Origin of the sequence: Lactobacillus taiwanensis (assembly GCF_017894345.1) — a bacterium.
In the GTDB taxonomy this organism is placed as follows: domain Bacteria; phylum Bacillota; class Bacilli; order Lactobacillales; family Lactobacillaceae; genus Lactobacillus; species Lactobacillus taiwanensis.
In genome coordinates, this window is sequence record NZ_CP059276.1 from 1,249,299 (window position 1) to 1,269,218 (window position 19,920).

At 32.9% G+C, this 19,920-nt stretch carries 15 protein-coding genes, 2 tRNA genes and 3 pseudogenes; 4 read left to right on the forward strand and 16 right to left on the reverse strand.

Features of this window, described 5'->3' with window-relative positions:
- The first annotated feature begins 79 nt into the window (after positions 1-79).
- The gene (locus tag H1A07_RS06015) at positions 80-1,432 is read left to right on the forward strand and encodes a Mur ligase family protein (protein WP_210144687.1); all 1,353 of its coding nucleotides are present in this window, start codon (positions 80-82) and stop codon (positions 1,430-1,432) included.
- Between the two features lie 42 nt (positions 1,433-1,474).
- On the opposite strand, the gene H1A07_RS06020 is transcribed toward H1A07_RS06015, so the two are convergent.
- Positions 1,475-2,494, reverse strand: a complete 1,020-nt coding sequence (locus tag H1A07_RS06020; protein ID WP_153938719.1) for a serine hydrolase domain-containing protein — start codon at positions 2,492-2,494, stop codon at positions 1,475-1,477.
- Positions 2,495-2,598: 104 nt separating this feature from the next.
- Between H1A07_RS06020 and H1A07_RS06025 the strand changes: the two genes are divergently transcribed.
- Both H1A07_RS06025 and H1A07_RS06030 read left to right on the forward strand, forming a co-directional pair.
- Positions 2,599-2,670, forward strand: a tRNA-Glu gene (locus H1A07_RS06025).
- A gap of 6 nt (positions 2,671-2,676) precedes the next feature.
- Positions 2,677-2,749, forward strand: a tRNA-Gln gene (locus H1A07_RS06030).
- Positions 2,750-2,838: 89 nt separating this feature from the next.
- Here the strand turns inward: H1A07_RS06030 and H1A07_RS06035 are convergent.
- The 5 genes and pseudogenes from H1A07_RS06035 to H1A07_RS06055 all read right to left on the reverse strand — a co-directional run bounded on the left by H1A07_RS06035 (position 2,839) and on the right by H1A07_RS06055 (position 7,184).
- Positions 2,839-3,060, reverse strand: a complete 222-nt coding sequence (locus H1A07_RS06035) for a hypothetical protein (RefSeq protein WP_094496236.1) — start codon at positions 3,058-3,060, stop codon at positions 2,839-2,841.
- 103 nt (positions 3,061-3,163) lie between these two features.
- Complete coding sequence (locus tag H1A07_RS06040) at positions 3,164-3,616, reverse strand: hypothetical protein (RefSeq protein ID WP_210144688.1); 453 nt, start codon at positions 3,614-3,616, stop codon at positions 3,164-3,166.
- Positions 3,617-3,629: 13 nt separating this feature from the next.
- A pseudogene (locus H1A07_RS06045) lies at positions 3,630-5,050 on the reverse strand (MFS transporter).
- A gap of 104 nt (positions 5,051-5,154) precedes the next feature.
- Entirely contained in the window at positions 5,155-6,498 is a 1,344-nt protein-coding gene (locus H1A07_RS06050) for a glucose-6-phosphate isomerase (RefSeq protein ID WP_094498522.1), read from the reverse strand.
- Between the two features lie 53 nt (positions 6,499-6,551).
- A complete protein-coding gene (locus H1A07_RS06055) occupies positions 6,552-7,184 on the reverse strand; it encodes a VanZ family protein (protein WP_210144689.1) in 633 nt (210 codons plus the stop codon).
- 159 nt (positions 7,185-7,343) lie between these two features.
- On the opposite strand from H1A07_RS06055, the gene H1A07_RS06060 reads away from it, so the two are divergent.
- Positions 7,344-9,536: an LTA synthase family protein gene (locus H1A07_RS06060; protein WP_210144690.1), complete on the forward strand. Its 2,193-nt coding sequence runs from the start codon at positions 7,344-7,346 to the stop codon at positions 9,534-9,536.
- A 44-nt stretch (positions 9,537-9,580) separates the two neighbouring features.
- On the opposite strand, the gene H1A07_RS06065 is transcribed toward H1A07_RS06060, so the two are convergent.
- From H1A07_RS06065 to H1A07_RS06110, 10 genes and pseudogenes are all read right to left on the reverse strand, one after another.
- Positions 9,581-11,032, reverse strand: coding sequence for a HAMP domain-containing sensor histidine kinase (locus tag H1A07_RS06065; protein ID WP_057719468.1), 1,452 nt, complete (start codon positions 11,030-11,032; stop codon positions 9,581-9,583).
- A gap of 3 nt (positions 11,033-11,035) precedes the next feature.
- Entirely contained in the window at positions 11,036-11,746 is a 711-nt protein-coding gene (locus H1A07_RS06070) for a response regulator transcription factor (RefSeq protein WP_057719469.1), read from the reverse strand.
- The gene (locus H1A07_RS06075; RefSeq protein ID WP_012846402.1) at positions 11,746-12,138 is read right to left on the reverse strand and encodes an SdpI family protein; all 393 of its coding nucleotides are present in this window, start codon (positions 12,136-12,138) and stop codon (positions 11,746-11,748) included. The genes H1A07_RS06070 and H1A07_RS06075 overlap by 1 nt, the downstream gene beginning before the upstream one ends.
- A 24-nt stretch (positions 12,139-12,162) precedes the next feature.
- A complete protein-coding gene (gene manA / locus H1A07_RS06080) occupies positions 12,163-13,128 on the reverse strand; it encodes a mannose-6-phosphate isomerase, class I (RefSeq protein WP_210144691.1) in 966 nt (321 codons plus the stop codon).
- A 59-nt stretch (positions 13,129-13,187) separates the two neighbouring features.
- Positions 13,188-14,353 (reverse strand): annotated as a pseudogene (locus H1A07_RS06085) (MalY/PatB family protein).
- A gap of 49 nt (positions 14,354-14,402) precedes the next feature.
- A pseudogene (locus tag H1A07_RS10570) lies at positions 14,403-15,253 on the reverse strand (DUF3737 family protein).
- 218 nt (positions 15,254-15,471) lie between these two features.
- Positions 15,472-17,748 (reverse strand): glycoside hydrolase family 68 protein, encoded by a 2,277-nt coding sequence (locus H1A07_RS06095; protein ID WP_210144692.1) that lies wholly within the window; start codon positions 17,746-17,748, stop codon positions 15,472-15,474.
- Positions 17,749-18,382: 634 nt separating this feature from the next.
- Positions 18,383-19,333 carry a GH25 family lysozyme gene (locus tag H1A07_RS06100; protein WP_210144693.1) on the reverse strand — a complete coding sequence of 317 codons (951 nt, stop codon included), beginning with the start codon at positions 19,331-19,333 and terminating at the stop codon, positions 18,383-18,385.
- Positions 19,326-19,673, reverse strand: a complete 348-nt coding sequence (locus tag H1A07_RS06105) for a phage holin (protein WP_210144694.1) — start codon at positions 19,671-19,673, stop codon at positions 19,326-19,328. Before H1A07_RS06105 ends, H1A07_RS06100 begins: the two co-directional genes overlap by 8 nt.
- Positions 19,666-19,917, reverse strand: a complete 252-nt coding sequence (locus tag H1A07_RS06110; RefSeq protein ID WP_210144695.1) for a hypothetical protein — start codon at positions 19,915-19,917, stop codon at positions 19,666-19,668. Before H1A07_RS06110 ends, H1A07_RS06105 begins: the two co-directional genes overlap by 8 nt.
- Positions 19,918-19,920: the final 3 nt, after the last annotated feature.

Sequence of the window (19,920 nt, forward strand, 5' to 3'; positions counted from 1 at the left end):
GCAGATAAAAATAAAAAGGTCGTTTTCATTTTATTGATATGCTATAGTAAAATTTAGTTTTAAAGTGAGGGATAAGAATATGAATTTAAAATCAGGCATCGCTAAGGCAGCCGGTAAATCATCATACTGGTTTCTTCATAATGTATTAAAGGGTGGGACGAGTTTTCCTGGAAAGTTTGCCATGAAAATTGATCCTGAAGTATTAAATTCATTAGCAAAAGGCTATGAAACAATCATTGTAACTGGAACTAACGGTAAAACAATGACTACTGCTTTAATCGTAGAAGCATTGAAGAAAAAATATGGCGATATTTTAACCAATCCATCTGGCTCAAATATGCAGCAAGGAATTGTTACAGCATTTTTAGCTCATAAAAATAAAAGAAGCAAAAAGAGAATTGCTGTTTTAGAAGTTGATGAAGCAAATGTAAAAATGGTAACAAAATTGCTTCATCCTAGTGTCTTCGTTCTAACTAATATTTTCCGCGATCAGATGGATAGATATGGTGAAATCTACACTACTTATCAAAAAATTGTCGATGGAATTAAATTAGCACCTGATGCAACTATTATTGCTAACGGAGATGCAAGTATTTTTTCATCAGTTGACCTACCCAATAAAAAAGTATTCTATGGATTTAAACTCCCGGATGACAAACCTGAAAACGATTTTAAAGCTCCTGTGAATACTGATGGTGTCTTATGTCCTAAATGCGATCATATCTTACACTATCATGAACGTATTTACGCTAATCTTGGAGACTACTTCTGCCCTAATTGTGGCTACCATAGACCTGATTTAACTTACACTGTAAATGAAATTATTGATCAAACTCCGAATAGCTTAAAATTCAAAATGGGCGAAAAAGATTACAGTATCGGTATCGGTGGAACTTACAATATCTATAATGCTTTAGCCGCTTATTCTGTAGCTCGAGAATTTGGATTAACTGATGACGAAGTTGCTCAAAGCTTTGCTGAAAATAAACGTATTTTTGGCCGTCAAGAATTAATCAACTATGCAGGCAAAGAAATCGATTTGATTTTAGTTAAAAATCCAGTTGGACTTGATGAAGTTCTCCATATGCTTAATACTGAAAAAGATCGTTATTCCCTAGTCACTCTCCTAAATGCAAACCATGCGGATGGAATTGATACTTCTTGGATTTGGGATGCAGATTATGAAGGTCTAAATAAAGATCAGATCAATAAAGTCATAGTCGGTGGTAAACGTTGGCATGATATGGGATTCAGACTAGAAGTTTCTGGCTTTGATCCAGGCTTAATGACAACTGCTACAGATAATGATGCTATCTTAGCCGAAATTTCAACAGTACCAACTAAGAAAGTTTATATTTTAGCTACATATACTGCTATGCTTTCACTTCGTAAAACAATGGGTGAAAAGAAAATTATCAAAGCAGGTATGTAAAATACAACAAATAAGACCAATGTCATCAACGACATTGGTCTTTTAATTTTTATAAATATTCTCTTTTAAAAACGTATTAACAATTTTTTCTCTCATAGCTAGAAAAACTTGATTATGTCCACTTGGATGAATCCGATTAGTTAATACAATCATTGCAGTTTGGTTAAGACGATCGATTAATATGAAAGTTCCGGTAAATCCCGTATGAAAAATCAATGGATGCTGATCCATAGGATCAAACCGTAAATCCCATCCCCAAGAACGTGGATGTACTTTTTTTGTTGTTTTAATTTGAAATAAACTAGCCAGAGTATCTTGCTTTAATGGAAAAACATCATCCCGCAAACCTAGATATGCTTGAGTCATTTTTATTAAGTCTTCTAAATTAGCAAATAAGCCTGCAGAACCACAATATTTTCCTAAAACCCGTGCCTTAGGATCATGTACAACTCCTTGCAATAAATCCCCATCTTCAGTAAAAGCAGTTGGAACACAATCAGTAGGATTAGGATGAAAAGTTGTTTCTTTTAGCTGTGCTGGCAAAATGATTTCTTTTGTAATCACATCTTGTACAGGCAGACCATATATTTTTTCAAGAACTAAACCTAACAAAATAAAGTTAGTATCTGCATAGCGCATCTTAGTTTCAAATTCATCTGTTACAGGTAAAGATATAATTGCTTTTAAAAGCTCTGAGGCAGAAAGCTGATCTCTATTAGGGATCCACCCTCTAATACCACTAGTATGCGTCAAAAGATGGCTTAAGCGAACTCGTTCATCCTTGAATTCAGGAATAAATTGTTTAAGTGGTTCTGTAAAATTTAATTTTCCATTTTCTTTTAGCTTTAGAAAAACATTTGTCGTTCCTAAAACCTTAGTTAAACTAGCCAAATCATAAAGCGCAAATGGACTAAGCTGCTTAACATCTGGCATAAGGCTAGCAAAGCCTACAGTTGAAGAAAAGACCTGTTTTTCCTTAATGAATGCATAGTTAACACCAGGTACAATTCTCTCGCTTACCATCTCTTCAATCAAATGTTGTGTTTTAAAAAATTCTATCATCCTAATTCACCTAGGTTTTATAATACCTTATCTTTTCAAAAGAAAAAAGCAGGATAGAACTTGACATATTTCTCATATTCAATTATATTTACATATGTTGAATTTGCCCGTTGGTCAAATGGTTAAGACGCCACCCTCTCAAGGTGGAGTTACGAGTTCAATTCTCGTACGGGTGATATTACTGAGATATAGCCAAATTGGTAAGGCACAGGATTCTGGTTCCTGGATGTTTCGGTTCGAGCCCGAATATCTCAATTTTCGTGAAAGTCTTTAATGTCAATGAATTAGAACCGTTGATATTAAAGGCTTTTTGTTTTCTATGATTAAATTTGATAAAGACACTATTACTGCGAATCTTTCGGTCTATAAACCACTTTTTCTATATCATCAATTGAAATTGGTGCCATAGCCATTGTTTTCTTTTCTTGCTCAGGTGTTTCAACACCATAATCAGGTAAAAAATGAGTTTCATCCACTTGGTCCATTAGTCCTACTAATTCACCTGTCTTTAAAATAACCTCATCATACTCACGTGGAATAAGTTTGCTCTTTTTACTCTTTATCATAATTATCCTCCTCTATTTCATAAATTAAGTCGTATAATAAACTATTTTCTACAAAAAAAGCTGCGTCATGTCTTACTCACCATGACGCAGCTTTTCAATTATATCACTTATCCTCGTTTTCTATCACAGACTTTTCTATATTTTCTATTTTAGTGATATTCATTTTCTCAAGATTATTTTCTAATTCTAACCATTCAGAGCTTAATTTTTTGTTTTTCTCGGCACGTATTTTCTTTCTAAACTGAACTAATTTCTTTAAATTATCGTAATTTTGAATTAATTGGTGCGTCTGGTTCTTTACTAATTTAAAATCTGGTTGCAACGTATGTGCATTTTGACTTACCTGCAGAATTGCTCTAATCTGCGGTTGACAAAAATCCTTAATTATTCCATCTATCTCTTGTAATTTTTCTACTCCACTTCTATCCAAATGCAAAAGATCTTTTTGTTCATCTTTTTCCACTAAATCACTTGCTACTTGATTTTTAAAATATAATTCTTGAGCAAATTTAAAGATTACTTCTTCCATATCCATAAATTCAGCATTCGTATTCATGGTAATACACTTTCTAATTCTTAACGCTATTTTTTCTTTCTAACCTAAACATAGCCCAATCTAAAATTAAAATCAAAATTCCTAATCCAAATATAAAATAAAATGCTGCTCGATTTCCGCGAGCAGTACGAATTGCATAACTTGAATTCGATTCATTTTGGAAAATTGCTATGATTGCTGCCATAATTGTCGTTCCTATCGAGCCAGCTAATTGCTGAGCTCTCTGACACACTGCTGTAGTATCAGTATGCAAATTGTTAGGCTCAATTTTTAAGGCTTCTACCAATGTATTACTAAAAGACATACGGTGTCCAAAAGCTAGTAAGCCATAAAAGAACATAATCATTAAAGTTGTTAAGGTTAATACATAAAGTGCAAATAAAAGGCCACTAAGTGCTAATATTGATCCTCCAGTATAGAGTAATGGCTTGGCACCCAAACGATCATATAAACTACCAAATTTTGGATTTAAGAGACCTGCAATAATACTTCCAGGCAATAAAACCAAGCCACCAATGAGCGCATTTTGATGACCAACAATTTGGATGTAATTTGGCAAAACAAAACTTACCCCAATATTAGCAAATTGTAGTAAAAAGTATGCTAATGCACCATAAACAAATGCTGTTTGTCTAAATACAGCGATATTTAATAAACTTTCTTTATTGTTTTGTGCCCATTTTTTATATAAATAAAAAAGCAACAAGCTTCCAACTAAAAGTAGCCATAAAAATATATTTTTAAATCCTCTACTAATCTGATTAACTCCCAAAGTTAAAGTAATAAAAGCAGTCGCTAACAAAACAAAACCAAGATAGTCAAACTTGCGTTGAGTTTGTTCATGATACTTACCAATTACTCTTACTCCAGCACAAAATACAATTGCAGCAAAAATAGCTACAATAAAAAAGATATCTCGCCAATTAAAATAATATGTTATTGCTCCACCAAATGCTGGTCCTAAAGTTGGTGCCATTGCGATAATCAAACCAACAATTCCCATGTATAGTCCCCACTTTTTTGTGGCATAACTTCAACAATTAAATTAAACATTAAAGGAATACTAAGTCCTGCTCCCAAAGATGAGATTAATCTTCCAAATAGCAAAACGTAAAACTCGCCTGCAAAAGCGCTAATCAAACTTCCGACAATAAATCCGCCACAAGATACAACAAACAATTGCTTAGCAGTAAAACGCTCATTTAAATATGAGGAACAAATCATAATTATTGCAATCATTAGTAAGTAACCGGTTGTTGTCCACTGAACGACATCCAAACTTACATTAAATTATTTCATCATAGTCGGAAAAGTTGCATTTAAACTCGTTTCTGTCAAAATTCCCACAAATGACATAAAAGCTGCGGCTAAAACTGCCATGATGTTTCTTTTATCTTGTTTTCTATTCAATTGAATTTCCTTTCTCCAACACATAAAAAGAGTAGGAAACAACAATGCTCCCTACTCTTTCTTTAACGAAATGATATTCCGCTATATTATGCGTATAACCGTTACTATTATACCGAGTAATTTTTATTTTACTTTAAACGCTTAGTTAAATCGTCATGTAAATCTTCATAACCAGGCTTGTTCAAAAGACCAAACATATTTCTCTTGTAGCTTTCAACACCTGGTTGGTTGAATGGGTTAATACCGTTTAAGTAACCAGAAATACCAACAGCTAATTCGAACCAGTAAATCAAGTAACCCAAAGTATGTGCTGATTGATTTTCAATATCAACAGTCATAACTGGTACGCCACCGTCAGTGTGAGCTAAAACTACACCTTCGTAAGCACGATCATTTACATAATTCATAGTCTTACCAGATAAGAAGTTTAATTGGTCTAAGTTTTCTTTATCATCTGGAATAGTTACATCATGTGTTGGGTTTTCAACACGAATAACTGTTTCCATCAAATTACGACGACCTTCTTGGATGTATTGACCAAGTGAGTGAAGATCAGTAGTAAAGTTAGCACTAGATGGGTAAATCCCTTTTTGATCTTTACCTTCTGATTCACCCATTAATTGCTTCCACCATTCACCAAACATTCTTAATGATGGTTCGTAGTTTTCAAGTAATTCAGTAGTGTAACCCTTGCGGTAAAGAATATTACGAAGAGCTGCATATTGGTATGGACTATCCTTTAATACATCTGGATCAGTGTATGCAGCACGTGCATCTGCAGCACCCTTCATCATTGCATCGATATCTCCACCAGCTACTGCAATTGGAAGTAAACCAACAGCTGATAATACTGAGAAACGACCACCAATGTCATCAGGAACAACAAATTCTTCATAACCTTCAGCATCTGCTTCAGTCTTCAAAGCACCTTTAGCACGGTCAGTAGTTGCGTAAATTCTCTTAGCAGCTTCTTCTTTACCATACTTCTTAATTAACTTGTCCTTCAAAACACGGAAGGCAATTGATGGTTCAGTAGTAGTACCAGACTTAGAAATGATATTAATTGAGAAATCTTTATCTCCTAACCATTCAAGCAAGTCATAAAGGTATGAACCTGAAAGAGAGTTACCACAGAATACAACAGTTGGGTACTTTTCTTTTTCTCTACCGTAGAAAGAACTATTTAAAAATTCAATAGAAGCTTGAGCACCAAGGTAAGAACCACCGATACCAATACCAACTAAAACTTCAGAATCTTTTTGGATCTTTTCAGCTGCTTTTTTAATACGGTCAAATTCATCTTTATCGTAATTAATTGGTAAATCAATCCAACCACGGAAGTCACTACCTGCACCAGTACCTTCACGTAATTCTTGATCTGCAGCAGTTACCATTGCTTGCATTTCCTTTAATTCATTTTCATGAACAAATGGTGTTAATTTACTTGCATCAAAGTGAACAACTTTATTCATTATTTAAACTTCCTTTTTTGTAACTTTTTCACGTACAACCCTTATTTTAGCAGTTACTTCTTCATAAAACTAGAGTTTTTTCTTATTAAGAACCTGTAAATAATTTTGTAGATTATGAAGCCTATTATCGCACCACAAACATTAAAAAATACATCATCTATATCGCTTACCCCAGTTTCTAGAATAAACTGCAATCCTTCAATACATATAGATAAACATGCACCGACTATAACTGTTACTCCCATCTTATTTTTTTGAATAACTTCAGGGAACAACAAACCAAATGGAATGAACCATAGAACATTACCAAGAGAATTATAGAAAAAGTCAAGTAAACTTTGTCCATGAGTTAACTTTATTGTTTCTTTCATAAATACCAGATTAATCTCACCTAAATCACGATGAAAATTAAACGTCAGTTGCCATGGAAAATACGTATCTCTAAATCCGGTTAGCATTAAAAGCAAGATAACATAAAAAGCAAAAATCCAAACACATGCTTCAGATTTTAACGTTCTACGATGTCTGATAAACAATAACCAGCATAATCGAATAATCACGAAAATAATAAAATAAAAAAGCGTCTTATCCAAGCTATATAAAATCAACTTAATTAGAGCAAAGTGATTAACTCGAGTTGCATAAGTATGAAAAATATATTCATATAAGGGTTGTAAAAAAAGCATAACTTAACCGACTCCATAATTTTGGCTTAATTATAACGTAAAGCTAGCAATGAAAGTTGATTTTTTTCAAAATGTTAAAAAAACGCAAATCTTTAATAAAAGTTTGTCGTTTTTTGAAATTACCAGTAAAATATTCCTTATTAAAAGGAGTATTTTAGCGTGAATAAAACAAAACGTAATTTTTGGCAAACTAGAATTGGATTTTTAACAATCCTTACTCTTTGCTTCTGGGCAAAGTATATGTATGCAGTTTACTTTGATTTTAAACTCGGACTAGGTGATCCATATCAACACTTCATAGTTTGGCTAACGCCTTTAGGAACGTGTATTATTATTTTAAGTTTAGGTCTCTACTTCTCTAAGCCACTTGTTTCCTATATGGCTATGCTAGTTTTGGATACATTAAATACAATCTTGCTTTTTGCAAACGTAATTTACTACCGACAATTTTCAGACTTTTTAACTAGCAAAACCGTTCAAAATACCGACAAAGTCTCACAAGGTTTAGGAAAAAGTACAGTTGCTTTATTGCATCCCAGTGATATCTTTCTTTGGTTAGATATAATCATCATTATCATCTTATTGATCTTAAAAGTAATCAAAATTGATCCACGCAAGTACGGCTTTAAACGACCTTTTGCTGTCTCATCTTTCGGAGTTTTCATGCTAACACTAAATATGTTTCTAGCAGAAACTTCTCGTCCTAGATTACTGAGAAATACTTTTGATCGTTCTTATGTAGTCAAGTACTTAGGAATTGATACTTATTCAGTTTATGATCTATTAAAGAGTGCTCAATCAAATCAAGTTAAAAAGAACGCTAATGCTGAAGACATCAACGAAGTCTTAGACTTTACCAAGAAAAATTATGCTAAAGCTAATCCACAATATTTTAGTAAAGCCAAAGGCAAAAATGTTATTGTCCTACACTTAGAGAGTTTCCAGCAGTTTTTAATTGGACTAAAGGTTAATGGTCAAGAAGTCACTCCTTTTCTAAATTCGCTATATCATAATAAAGATACTGTTAGTTTCAGTAATTTCTATCATCAAGTAGGATTAGGTAGAACTAGTGACGCGGAAAACATGCTTGAAACGGGAACATATGGCATTTCAGATGGTTCTCTTTTCTCATCTTTAGGTTCTGAAAATACTTTTCAGGGTGCTCCACAAATTATGAGACAAAGTGGTTACACGTCTGCCGTTTTCCATGGAAATACCGGGACCTTTTGGAACCGTAATGAAGTATATAAAAACTTAGGCTATAATTACTTCTTTGATGCGAATTATTTCTCTCAAAAGAAAAACGACAAAATTGGCTATGGTTTAAAGGATAAGTTGTTATTTAGTCAAAGTATCAAATACCTTGAACAAATGCAGCAACCCTTCTATGTGAAGTACTTAACTGTTACTAATCACATTCCATTCCAAATGGATCAGGAAGATAAAGACAATAATTTCACCACTACCAATACTTCAAATACAACAATAAATAATTATTTTGAAACTGCTCATTACCTTGATCAATCAGTAAAAGAATTCTTTGATTACTTAAAAAAGAGTGGTCTAGATAAAAATACGATGGTCATTTTGTATGGCGATCACTATGGTGTTGGTAGTTCAGATGATGAATTATCAGCTCTTGCCCCAGTATTAGGTAAAGACTTCAATAAATGGACATCTTACGACACAACAGAACTTCAAAAAGTACCATTCATGATTCATATGGATGGTATCAAGGGAAAAGTTGACAATAAAATTAGTGGTGAAATTGATGTTCTTCCTACTCTTCTTCACTTACTAGGAATTTCCAACAAAAATTATATTCAATTTGGTCAAGATCTATTCTCAAAGCAATATCGTCAAATAGTTGTCTTTAGAAACGGTACAATTGTTACACCAAAATATATAATTATTGGCGGAAAGGGAATTAAGGGAACCATTTATAACTATCAAACAGGCGAGAAAATTACTAAATTTACTAAGAAACAAAAAGATGAAATTAATAATTTAGTTGAATATGGACATAATTCGCTTCACTACTCCGACTTATTAAATAATCATAATCTTTTGCGTTTCTATACCCCTGCTGGATTCATTCCAACTAATCCAAATGAATTTGATTATAAAGTCAACTATCAAAGAATGCTTAAATTAAGAAAAGATCTCCGTAATAAATCTACTTCCCTTTATTCTCAACATAAGGGAACGACTACTGATCTTTATACTACCGATGCGCCAGAAACTAATAAAGATGAAATCAACAATGTTCCTGAAAATATTCAATCTGCTGTTAGTGATAAAAATAAAAATAGCTCTGATAATTCTCCAGAAAAAGATAATCCCGATAAATAAGCATAAAAGGTCAGTACTTATTAGTCTAAGTACTGACCTTTTATTTAGTCTCTAATAAATTCTTTATACCCTTTATCATACAAAGTTACAGTAAATTGAGCTCCCTTTCCCGGTTGTGAGTCCACATCAATTTTACCGCCGTGCTGTTTAATAAGAGATAAAACAATTGAAAGTCCCAATCCTGATTCTCCAGAACCAATTTTAGCTCTAGAAGGATCTGCTTTATAAAACCTTTCAAAAATATACTTCATTTGTTTCTTATTCATTCCAATTCCTGTATCAGCTACTCTAAATTGAGCTGCATGCTCAATTCGCTTACCGGAAATTATAATTTTACCATTTTCAGTAAATTGTAAAGCATTCTGAACTAGATTTACCATTATTTGAGTAAATCTATCTTTATCAGCATAAACTTCTACTTCTGAAGGACAGTTAAGAATTAACTCATCATTTTTTTCAATAGCTTTTTGCTTCATTTGAGTTAAAAGATTTGTCAAAATTTCAGTTGCATTAAACTTTGACTGAATTAAACTAATTTTATTATTTCGAATTTTTTCATAATCCAAATTTTCATTTACAAGTCTAATTAATCGTTTAGTTTCACTATGCATTAAAGCAATGGATTTAGGTTTAGCCTCTTCAGGAATCGCATCATATTCAAAGCCTTCCAATAATCCATTAATTGTCGTTAAAGGTGTACGCATTTCGTGAGCTGCATCTGCCATAAATTGCTCCCGTCTTTTCTCTTGAGCTTTAATTTCATCATTTGATTCTCTTAATGCATTAACCATAATATTAAAATTACGTGCTAAATCATCAATCTCATCCGTATCCTTATGTTTCAAATGAACATTAAAATCACCTTGAGCAACCTTTTTAGTACCACTAGACAACAACTTGATTTTTCTAGAAATATAATAAGATAAAGCAAAACTAATTAGCCCACCGATAACTAAGGAACTGAGTAAAGCAGTAACTAAATTATGTTTTTCTCGTACAATCATTTGTTCAACATTCTGAACTCTTGATCCAATCCAAATAACGCCAACCAGCTTTCCTTTACTACGCCAAGGAACAATTACACTAGTATAAGCATCCTTACTAGAAAAAGAACTTATTTGCTCATCTTCATGGTCATTTCTAATTCTAATTGTCTTTCCATTTTTTAATTGCTTAAAAAGTTTTTTAGGAAGAGCCCAATTCATCGTAGTTTCGGGATAAACCTGTCGATTTTTATTATTAAAAATGCGAAGATGTAAATCTTCGCTTTCCATTACTACCTGTAAATTTTTTAAAAATTTAGCATCCAATTCATGTCGTGGATTATCTTTAGCTAAAGCTAATTTTCCAATTGAAGTTCCATAACCCTCTAAACGTGAATAGCTTTGAGAATATGCTTGAATGGTCGCAAAATGAATAGTCGATGAACCAATAATTATGATACTAGTAATAATTACTAGTAAAAAACCTAGCATTTCTTGATAGAATAGTTTCAATTTCTATACCTCAGAATCATCAAATTTGTACCCTACGCCCCAAACAGTTTGAACTACTTGTGGACCAGCTTTTTCTAACTTTTGACGCAACTTTTTTATATGAGCATCAACAGTTCTTTCTTCACCGAAAAATTCATAGCCCCAAACTAGTTCCAATAACTTATCTCTTGAAAAGACTTGTTTTGGTTTTTGAGCCATAGTGTACAAAAGATCAAATTCTTTTGGCGTTAACCCTTCAACAAGTTTACCATCAAAACGGACTTCTCGGCGATCTTCTGAAATTTCTAAATGCTTAGTAACAACATCATACTTTACCCCATTAGAAGCATACATATCTTTTTCTAAGTGGCTTCTACGGTATAAAGCTTTAATCCGAGCAATTAAGGCTAATGGACTAAATGGTTTAGTAACATATTCATCAGCACCAATTCCTAAACCCAAAATTTGATCACTTTCTGAGTCACGAGCCGTAAGCATAATTATTGGAATTGATAAGGAAATAGCTCTAATTTCTTTAGCTACTTCCATACCATCTTTTTTAGGTAAGTTAAGATCCAGCGTAACTATATCATAAGAATCTGGAGCTTTTTTAAACATTTCAACAGCTTCTACTCCATCTTTAGCTATATCAACATCCCATTGTTCTTTACTAAAGAACATCTTCATCATTTCTGCAACAGAATTGTCATCTTCAACCATTAAAATTTTTAGCATTATTTGTCCTTAAATCCCTTTACTTTAGTATGTTTTATTTTATCCGGTTCAATATAATCATGGGGCAACTCATGACGAGCGCGTAAAAAAGATTGTAGTTTCTTTTCAGTCATAATTATCGGGGCCAAAATAAACAAATAAAAGGTAAGTAACCAGATTAAGAAATAGCGATCCCAATGTAACAAATGGATAACTACGCCTAATAAAAACTGAATTATACCAAAAAGCATAAAGTAATTCCTTGCTACTTTTTGTGCATATTTATAACTAGCTTCATTAACTGAAGCTAAATAAGACATGTATCCGTAAATTCGATTTGGATTAGGTGAAGGAGCAATAAGCCAAATGACTCCGATTACAAACATTATTACCCCGCAACCAATATATATCATTTGACCAACTCCATTCATTTAAAATTATTCTTTACCAGGAGCTGAAATTACTAAACGTAAATTACCGCTAAAACTAAAGTACTTCATCTCATTAGGGATAATAAAGTTACTACCCAATTTGATATCGTATTCTTTGCCATCTGCGATAAACTTACCATCGCCTTTAATTACAGAAACTAAAAGATATGGGTGATCATTTAAACTCCAACTAAATTCTCCATCAACATCAATTTGCCACAAATAAAAATGAGGCGACATTGGTGGCTGAGCCAAAGTGGTTATCTTTGCATCTCCAACAGTTTCTGACGTAATTTTCAGCTTCGGGTCTTTATGTGGTACTTGAATAGTATCAAGAGATTGCTTAATATGCAACTCTCTCTTCTTACCAGTTTTCTTATCTACTCGGTCCCAATCATACAACCTATAGGTTACATCACTTGATTGTTGGGTTTCAATAACCATAATCCCTTTTGTTAAAGCATGAACCGTACCAGATGGAACATATAAAAAGTCTCCCTCTTTTACTGGTACATATCGTAAAAGCTTGGACCATTTTCCATCTTTAATCCACTTTTCAAGTTCTTCCTTACTTTTTGCATTGTGCCCATAGATAAGTTTAGCACCAGGTTCCGCATGAAGCACATACCAACTTTCAGTTTTTCCAGAATCATTTTCATGAATTCTAGCGTAATCATCATCTGGGTGTACTTGAACAGATAAATTATCATTTGCATCTAAAAATTTAACTAATAAAGGAAATTCCTTAGCTTTCGGATTGCCAAATAACTCTGGGTGTTCTAAATATACCTCTCGTAATGTCTTGCCTTTTAATGGACCAGCATTCACAGTTGAAGCATCATCTTTATAGCCCGAAATTACCCAAGCTTCTCCAACTTTTCCATCAGGAATATCATATCCTAAAACAGTATTTAATTTACGACCACCCCAAATTTTTGGTCGAAAATAGGGCGTTAAAAATAATGGTTCCATAAAAAATCACCTCAATAAAAGTATATATCTTTTTGAGATGATTTCGAAATCACTTTTAACTATTTTTTTGAATATTTTTTAATTTCAGTAATTAACCTACTGATTCCATCTTCTACCATTGACTTAGGAGAAGCTAAATTTATCCATAAAAACTCATTACCATTTCCGCGATATATACGACCAGCACACACAATTAAACCAGTCTCTTTTCGAAGATATGCAGCTAATCTGTAACTGTCATGAGTAATCTTGCTTACATCTAGCCACATTAAATAAGTAGCCGGGCCAGAAACAATTTTTACATTTTCTAATTGGCTAGTAATTTTCTTTTCGACATAGGCGAAATTATTGTCAATTACTGCTAATAACTCATGCAACCAATTAAATCCTTCCGTATAAGCGGCAATTGTCGCTGGAATAGCTAAAAGATTAAGTTCAACTAATTCATCGCTATTTAATCCGCGATTAATCATATCACGTAAATTATTATCAGGAATAATCACAGTTGCGGTATGAAGAGCAGCAACATTAAAAGTTTTACTTGGAGACACTAAACTAATTACATTGCTTATTAAGGTTTTAGCAACAGAAAAAGCAGGTGTATATTTGACGTTATTACGCACTAAGTCCCCATGAATCTCATCAGACAGAAGAATTACATTATTTTCTTGGCATAGAGACGCAATTCTTTCTACTTCGCTCTTTTTCCATACAATTCCTGTAGGATTATGCGGATTGCAGAAAATCATCAAAGTAGTTAAGGGATTAGCCAGCTTTCTTCTAAATCTTGCCAATTAATTTCATATTTACCATTACTATAAATTAAATCATTTGATAATACCTGGCGACCATTATTTTCAATAGAATTATAAAAAATATTATAAACCGGCTCTTGCACTAATACATTATCGCCGATATGAGAAACACGTCTAACAATTGATGAGATAGCTGGAACTACTCCAGTAGCAAAAATCATCCAGTTTGGTTCAGCATCTGCACCATACTCTAGTTCATACCAATTGCTTACTGAATTAAAGTAATCCTTCCCTGGTTCTTCGTAACCAAAAGCTTCTAATTTTATTTTTTCTTTCATTGCTAAAATAATTTTCGATGCGGTTTTAAAATCCATGTCAGCAATTGACATCGGTAATTCATTATCCTTAACATTCCATTTTACCGAATCAGTATGACGCCTATTTACAACTGTTTTAAAATCATATTTCAAATTTATTCACCCTCTTGATTTTGATGAGAAATTGATAATTTATTATCAATCATTTCTTCAGAAATGATTTCTGTATCTTCTGGATCAATAATGTATCAATCTCTTTAGCTTTAATTACTCCAGAAATAGGATTTTTAACGCTAGTAATCTTACTATCGATAGTCGCGTTAATGTTACTACATTTTTCAAAGGCCAAAGTTGTTTGATTTAAAATACAGTTTTCTAAAGTGACATGATTCATGTAGCAAAGCCCTTGATCACTCTCAATACTACAATCACTGAAAATAATATTCCTACTATTCCAGCTTAAATATTCCCCATTCATTTGACAATTAATTAAAGTTACATTTTCACAATTCCAAAATACATCTTTAGATACAAAACTACAATTTTTGCAGACAATATTTTTCGCATCATCAAAAACGTAGTTTCCAATCATGCTCACATTTTCCATATAGATATCAGAACTATCTTTTTCGAAACAATCCTCATTAATCTCAGTATTTTTGATAGTAATATCCTCACAAGTCCACATTGTTTCTTCAGCATCAGAAAAGAATACACGATCTAAAGAAACGTGCTTACATCTTCTAAATAATTTAGGAGCTTGTAAATCGAGTTTTTAATGGAGATATTATTAGTGTACCAAATACCACTTCTAGACATTGTTTCAAATGTACTATCAGTAACTTTAATATTATCTGAATACTATAAAGGATATTTATATTTAAAAATATTAACTTTTATTTCTAAATTCTGCGTTTCTTTTAGAGGAGATTTTCCTTCACCGAACGTAACATTCTCTAAAATTGTGTTAGAAAGACCATATAAAACTCTTTCTCCTTCAAAATATTTTTCATTAATTCTTGCATAAATTTCCTCTTTATTAAACTCTTTCAAATATTTAGTCTAAATTATGAAAAGTAAATGTCTAATATTTGCTAAGCATAATGAAATATATTTTTATGCTATAGATAGTCATTTCCTCAGAATTACCTTTCAAAATTATTATAGAAAAAAGACAATTTTGAGAGAATTTACAGTTTTTCATACTAGAATAAATTATATTTATAGCAAAAAAAAGATGAGTCATATTAAAACTCATCTTTTTTATAAACTTAGTTATTACGCTTGCGTTTTGAAATACCCGCTAAACCGATAGCTCCTAACATTGAGCTTACAGCACCTAAAATTGCTGCAGCAATACCATCTTTAGCTCCTGCCTTTGGAAGTTCTGACTGAGTAGTTTTCTTAACTGGAGTTGTTGGAACCTCTGGAGTACGTGGAGTGTCAGGTGTGTTTAGTGTTGTTGGTGTATGTGGGGTGTCAGGTGTGTTTGGTGTTGGTGGTATATCCGGAATGTCTGGCGTATCTGGTGGTGTCACAGGTTGATGTGGTTTCAAACTATAACTATTAATTGCATCCCAATCAATAAACTTTCCCCATTCTCCATCTAAAGCAGCACTATTTGAAGAATCCTTTTCAAGAGTACCAATCATATTCTTATTTTCACTATCACCATTCCAAACCCAAACACCTTGATTAGTTAATTTGGCTAAAACAGTAGTAGTATTATCTGGATTAAGTTGCAAGATAAAGCTTGGTGCCCAAGTCGAATTGTTACCTTTTCCAGCTACTTCACCACGATTAGTCATATAAGACGTAATTAAAAGCTGATTGTCTTTTCCTTTGATAGGAACTGCATAATACGAATAAGTTGCCGTACGCCAATTTGCAGGGACAGATGCAGTTAATACAGCACCAGAACCATTTAATGGTACATACCCATGTGTTAAGCTGTCAGAAACAAAACCAATCATCGCTACATTATCCCCGACAATCTTATTAGCAAGACGAGTAATTTCACCTTTAGTTCCTCGAGACAATCTTGTTGCTGAAAATAGATAATACTTATTTCCAACTTTAACAATGTCAGGTCTTTCCATTTCATCGCTAACCATTAATGACGTTACTAAAGGTGAGTAAACATCATCTAACTTCACAGTTGGATTATTTTGATTCCCGCTTAATTTCAAAATCCCCAGCGCACCGTTAGCGACAGAAGCAAGAGCTTGATCATCTTTATTATCAAAGTAGCTCAGGAAATTATTGATATTAAATTTGTCATTTCCACCATAATTAGCCCATCTATAAATTTGATCTTTACTTTGGTAATTATTGCTTCCAGTGTTTGCTTCAAATACTAAATAACGGTCACCATTTTTTTCTTCTACTACATGAGGATCACGTAATGTATAATTATCTCTATTTCTATTTTCACCGTTTGCAAATTGATCATAAGTTTGATAATTTTTACCATCACCAATAAAAATCACATGATCATTATCAACACTAGCAATTGAAACACCATTATTATTAACATTTAATTTCAAATTAGCTGTAGCCAACTGTTGATCATTTAGCTTACCATCTGAAGTATCATTTTTTGTATAAAATAATTGAATAGAACCATCTTTATTTACAATAGCTGACCCTGACCATTCTTGTAAATCAGGAGTTTCATTATATCCAAAAATAGAACCTGCATTTTTCCAATGTGAGAATTCATTATCATTATATTTATTATACAAAAGATAGATATGATTATCGTTCTTCTTAGGCATTCCCATCATTGCAACAACAAGTTGGTAGCCCTTATAGTTCGATACATAACCAGTTATAGGATCCTGTACTGGCCAAGAATCCCAAATTTCTAAGGTTTCAGTTTTACCAGTTTGTGCATCCTTAGTCACACCTGCATCCATATTTTTTATTTCTTTTGCATTAAAATATGGAACTGCATATTTTGGATCTCTTCTTACAAGAGCTTGTCCAATTGCATCTAAGTCGTTTAATGTTAATTTAGTTCCATCTTGCGGCTCGTCATCAAAATTAACCTTATTTAAATTATTAATTTGATCATTAGTTAGCTTTGTGACGTCAACACCAGAATTATTAATAACTTCCTTGATTTTTCCCTTTAATTCGGTTTTCGCTGAAGAGTTTGAACTTTGCCCTTGAGCATCATTATCCTTAAAATGATCGGAAATATTATTAGAATCTTGGTTTAAATCACTAGAATTTTCCTCTTTACCATTATCGGTAGAAACTGGAGCACTTCCTACTTGTGCTGATGAGCTGTCTTCCTTACTTTCATTAACTTGGCTATTTATTTCTTTACTAGAATTCAAACTAGTATTTGTCTCAGTTCTAGCTACTTTTTTGTTTGTAGTATCCTCTTTTAATTCACTATTATCATTTTTTGTAACCGAAGCAGGTGCATTTATTGTAGTAACTTGACTAACATTAACATTATCAACGTTGTCTGCATTAGTAGTGGCAGCATTTGCAGTTGAAGCACTTAATACAATTGCTGCAGTAGATAAAGTTCCCATTAATAAAGATTTTCCGCTTAAAGATATCTATTTATGATTTTTATTTTCCAACATCTTTTTCCTCCTGCATGTTAAGCGTTTAACATTTTCAAATAACAGACTACCATCTTTTTACAAAAAAATAAATATAATTTTGAAAAAACTATATAGAATTAAATAAAATCAAAATTTTATTTATAAATGTTAATCGCTTATCAATTTTATATTAAACGCAAAAAAACCGCCTTAGATGTTGCTCTAAAGCGGTTTTTATTCCATATAGTGGAGATGAGGGGTTAAGGTAATCGAATGATAATGGGCTTATTATTCACTTAATACCTTATAATACCAGTAATTAACAGATTATGTGCTTATAATTGGTTTGATTTTTTTAGCCATTTTTAGACAATATTTTTTAGTTAGCAAAAATAAAAAAAGCCGTGTCACGTCTTACTCTCCATGACACAGCAAATAAAATTATATCATTTTTCTACTATTATATAAGCACAAAAAAGCCACTACAGAGAACCTAATCTCCAGAATGGCTTTTAAAATGCATTTTAATTCGTTTCTTAAATTGGCAATAGATATAGAAACTTCAAAGATATCTATCCAGAGGACTAAATCCTAAGTGATTTAATTATATCACTTTATATTACTCAAATCTTCCCCAAGGATCATTGCCTTGACGACAAACTAAGAAACCATATTGACCATTTGCACGTGGTTGTCTAATCCAGACATAACCACCATGACGACTGTAAGCATCATACTTAACACAATCTCCTTTAGTAACCGTTCCAATAATATCACTAGTAGTTCTAGCACCATAGCGAATGTTGATTGTGCCATTTGGATAGAACTTACCTTCTTCCGTATACCAAGTATCACCAAGTTCATCTACAAAAGATTGTGGTACTGGTTGCTTAACCACTGGCTTAGCTTGTTGAGTAGTTGGTACACCGTCAGTTTTAAGATCAATTAAGCTAATGTTACCATCCACGCTCATACCACGCCAATTATCAGTAAATTGCCAAATTGCCACACCGTCCATTGATGGGAAGTAACCAAAATTAGGCGTATTTGCTGGTACACCGTTGCCTAGTGGATATGCTGCTACCCATAGACAGTTAGGATACTTAGCAAGTACCTTACCAGTATCAATATTACCTTTTAGCAAAGCTGCACCAGAGTATAAGAGTGGCTTATATCCTGCTGCTACAACCACATCAAGGAATGCGAGAATTGCATTAGCACTAGGTACTCGTCCACCATTAGTAACATTATTATCGTCTACTTCCCAATCACAAGCCAAGTAAGAACCTGCTGGTAGCCCAGCATATTTTGCTGAATTAACTGTATAGTTACCTTCTTGCACTGCCCGATTGATATCAGCGCCAAAGTGGGCATAGTGATAACCCATAGTAAGCATGTTATTAGCTTTAGCACTTGAAATTTGTGCTTGTGCTTTAGGATTTTGATAGCCTGTACCTTCTGATAGCTTTACGATAGCAAACTTAGCCCCAGAGTGAGCCATGCTTGATAAGTCAGTTCCATTGTGGCTTGATACATCTACTCCATAACTTCTTTTTTCTACTTTATTCATTCTTTCCACCTTCATTTGATAACTTCATTATAGCTACCGCTTTTTCAATTGCACCAGAAAGTTGGTCATCACTAGGTGCTGGTAAATGAGCATCTGCATAAAAATTCTTAATTTTCACTTTCGCCTGTTTCTTCTTTTCAACACCTTTTTCTGAACTATCCTTTAAATCATAAACTACATTGGTAGCAACTTGACCCAAAGTATCAACTACAAAAGCTAAAGCATCTCCCTTAGCTCGTTTAGAATCAATTTCAATTTTGTGATTGCGATACCAAAATACAAAATATGAAACTGCTAGCGCAATAACTACACCGGACACATCAATCAAAATATTATTCATTGTTATCTTCCAATCTATTAATCTTTCGTTTTAACTTTTCGTTATCTTTCAAAAGCTTGTCGTAGGCTTCCTCTGCCTGAAGCCATCTTTTTCTATAAAGCTCTACATCTTCCTTTAGTTCTTCCTTCTTTTCCTTAGCATTTGAATAGTCTGTTTGCTTAAGAGTATTGAAAATTGTTAAAAGTCCCACAACGCTAGAAATAAGAAGTGCGATTTTTTGTACAAAATCGATCCATTCTTGCACTTC

What these genes read in the sequence shown, in the direction of transcription:
- H1A07_RS06105 (WP_210144694.1), bottom strand. Translation starts at nt 19,673, where the DNA reads ATGAATAATATTTTGATTGATGTGTCCGGTGTAGTTATTGCGCTAGCA.
- H1A07_RS06020 (WP_153938719.1), bottom strand. Translation starts at nt 2,494, where the DNA reads ATGATAGAATTTTTTAAAACACAACATTTGATTGAAGAGATGGTAAGC.
- H1A07_RS06035 (WP_094496236.1), bottom strand. Translation starts at nt 3,060, where the DNA reads ATGATAAAGAGTAAAAAGAGCAAACTTATTCCACGTGAGTATGATGAG.
- H1A07_RS06055 (WP_210144689.1), bottom strand. Translation starts at nt 7,184, where the DNA reads ATGCTTTTTTTACAACCCTTATATGAATATATTTTTCATACTTATGCA.
- H1A07_RS06050 (WP_094498522.1), bottom strand. Translation starts at nt 6,498, where the DNA reads ATGAATAAAGTTGTTCACTTTGATGCAAGTAAATTAACACCATTTGTT.
- H1A07_RS06070 (WP_057719469.1), bottom strand. Translation starts at nt 11,746, where the DNA reads ATGCTAAAAATTTTAATGGTTGAAGATGACAATTCTGTTGCAGAAATG.
- manA (WP_210144691.1), bottom strand. Translation starts at nt 13,128, where the DNA reads ATGGAACCATTATTTTTAACGCCCTATTTTCGACCAAAAATTTGGGGT.
- H1A07_RS06100 (WP_210144693.1), bottom strand. Translation starts at nt 19,333, where the DNA reads ATGAATAAAGTAGAAAAAAGAAGTTATGGAGTAGATGTATCAAGCCAC.
- H1A07_RS06015 (WP_210144687.1), top strand. Translation starts at nt 80, where the DNA reads ATGAATTTAAAATCAGGCATCGCTAAGGCAGCCGGTAAATCATCATAC.
- H1A07_RS06040 (WP_210144688.1), bottom strand. Translation starts at nt 3,616, where the DNA reads ATGAATACGAATGCTGAATTTATGGATATGGAAGAAGTAATCTTTAAA.
- H1A07_RS06095 (WP_210144692.1), bottom strand. Translation starts at nt 17,748, where the DNA reads ATGGGAACTTTATCTACTGCAGCAATTGTATTAAGTGCTTCAACTGCA.
- H1A07_RS06075 (WP_012846402.1), bottom strand. Translation starts at nt 12,138, where the DNA reads ATGATATATATTGGTTGCGGGGTAATAATGTTTGTAATCGGAGTCATT.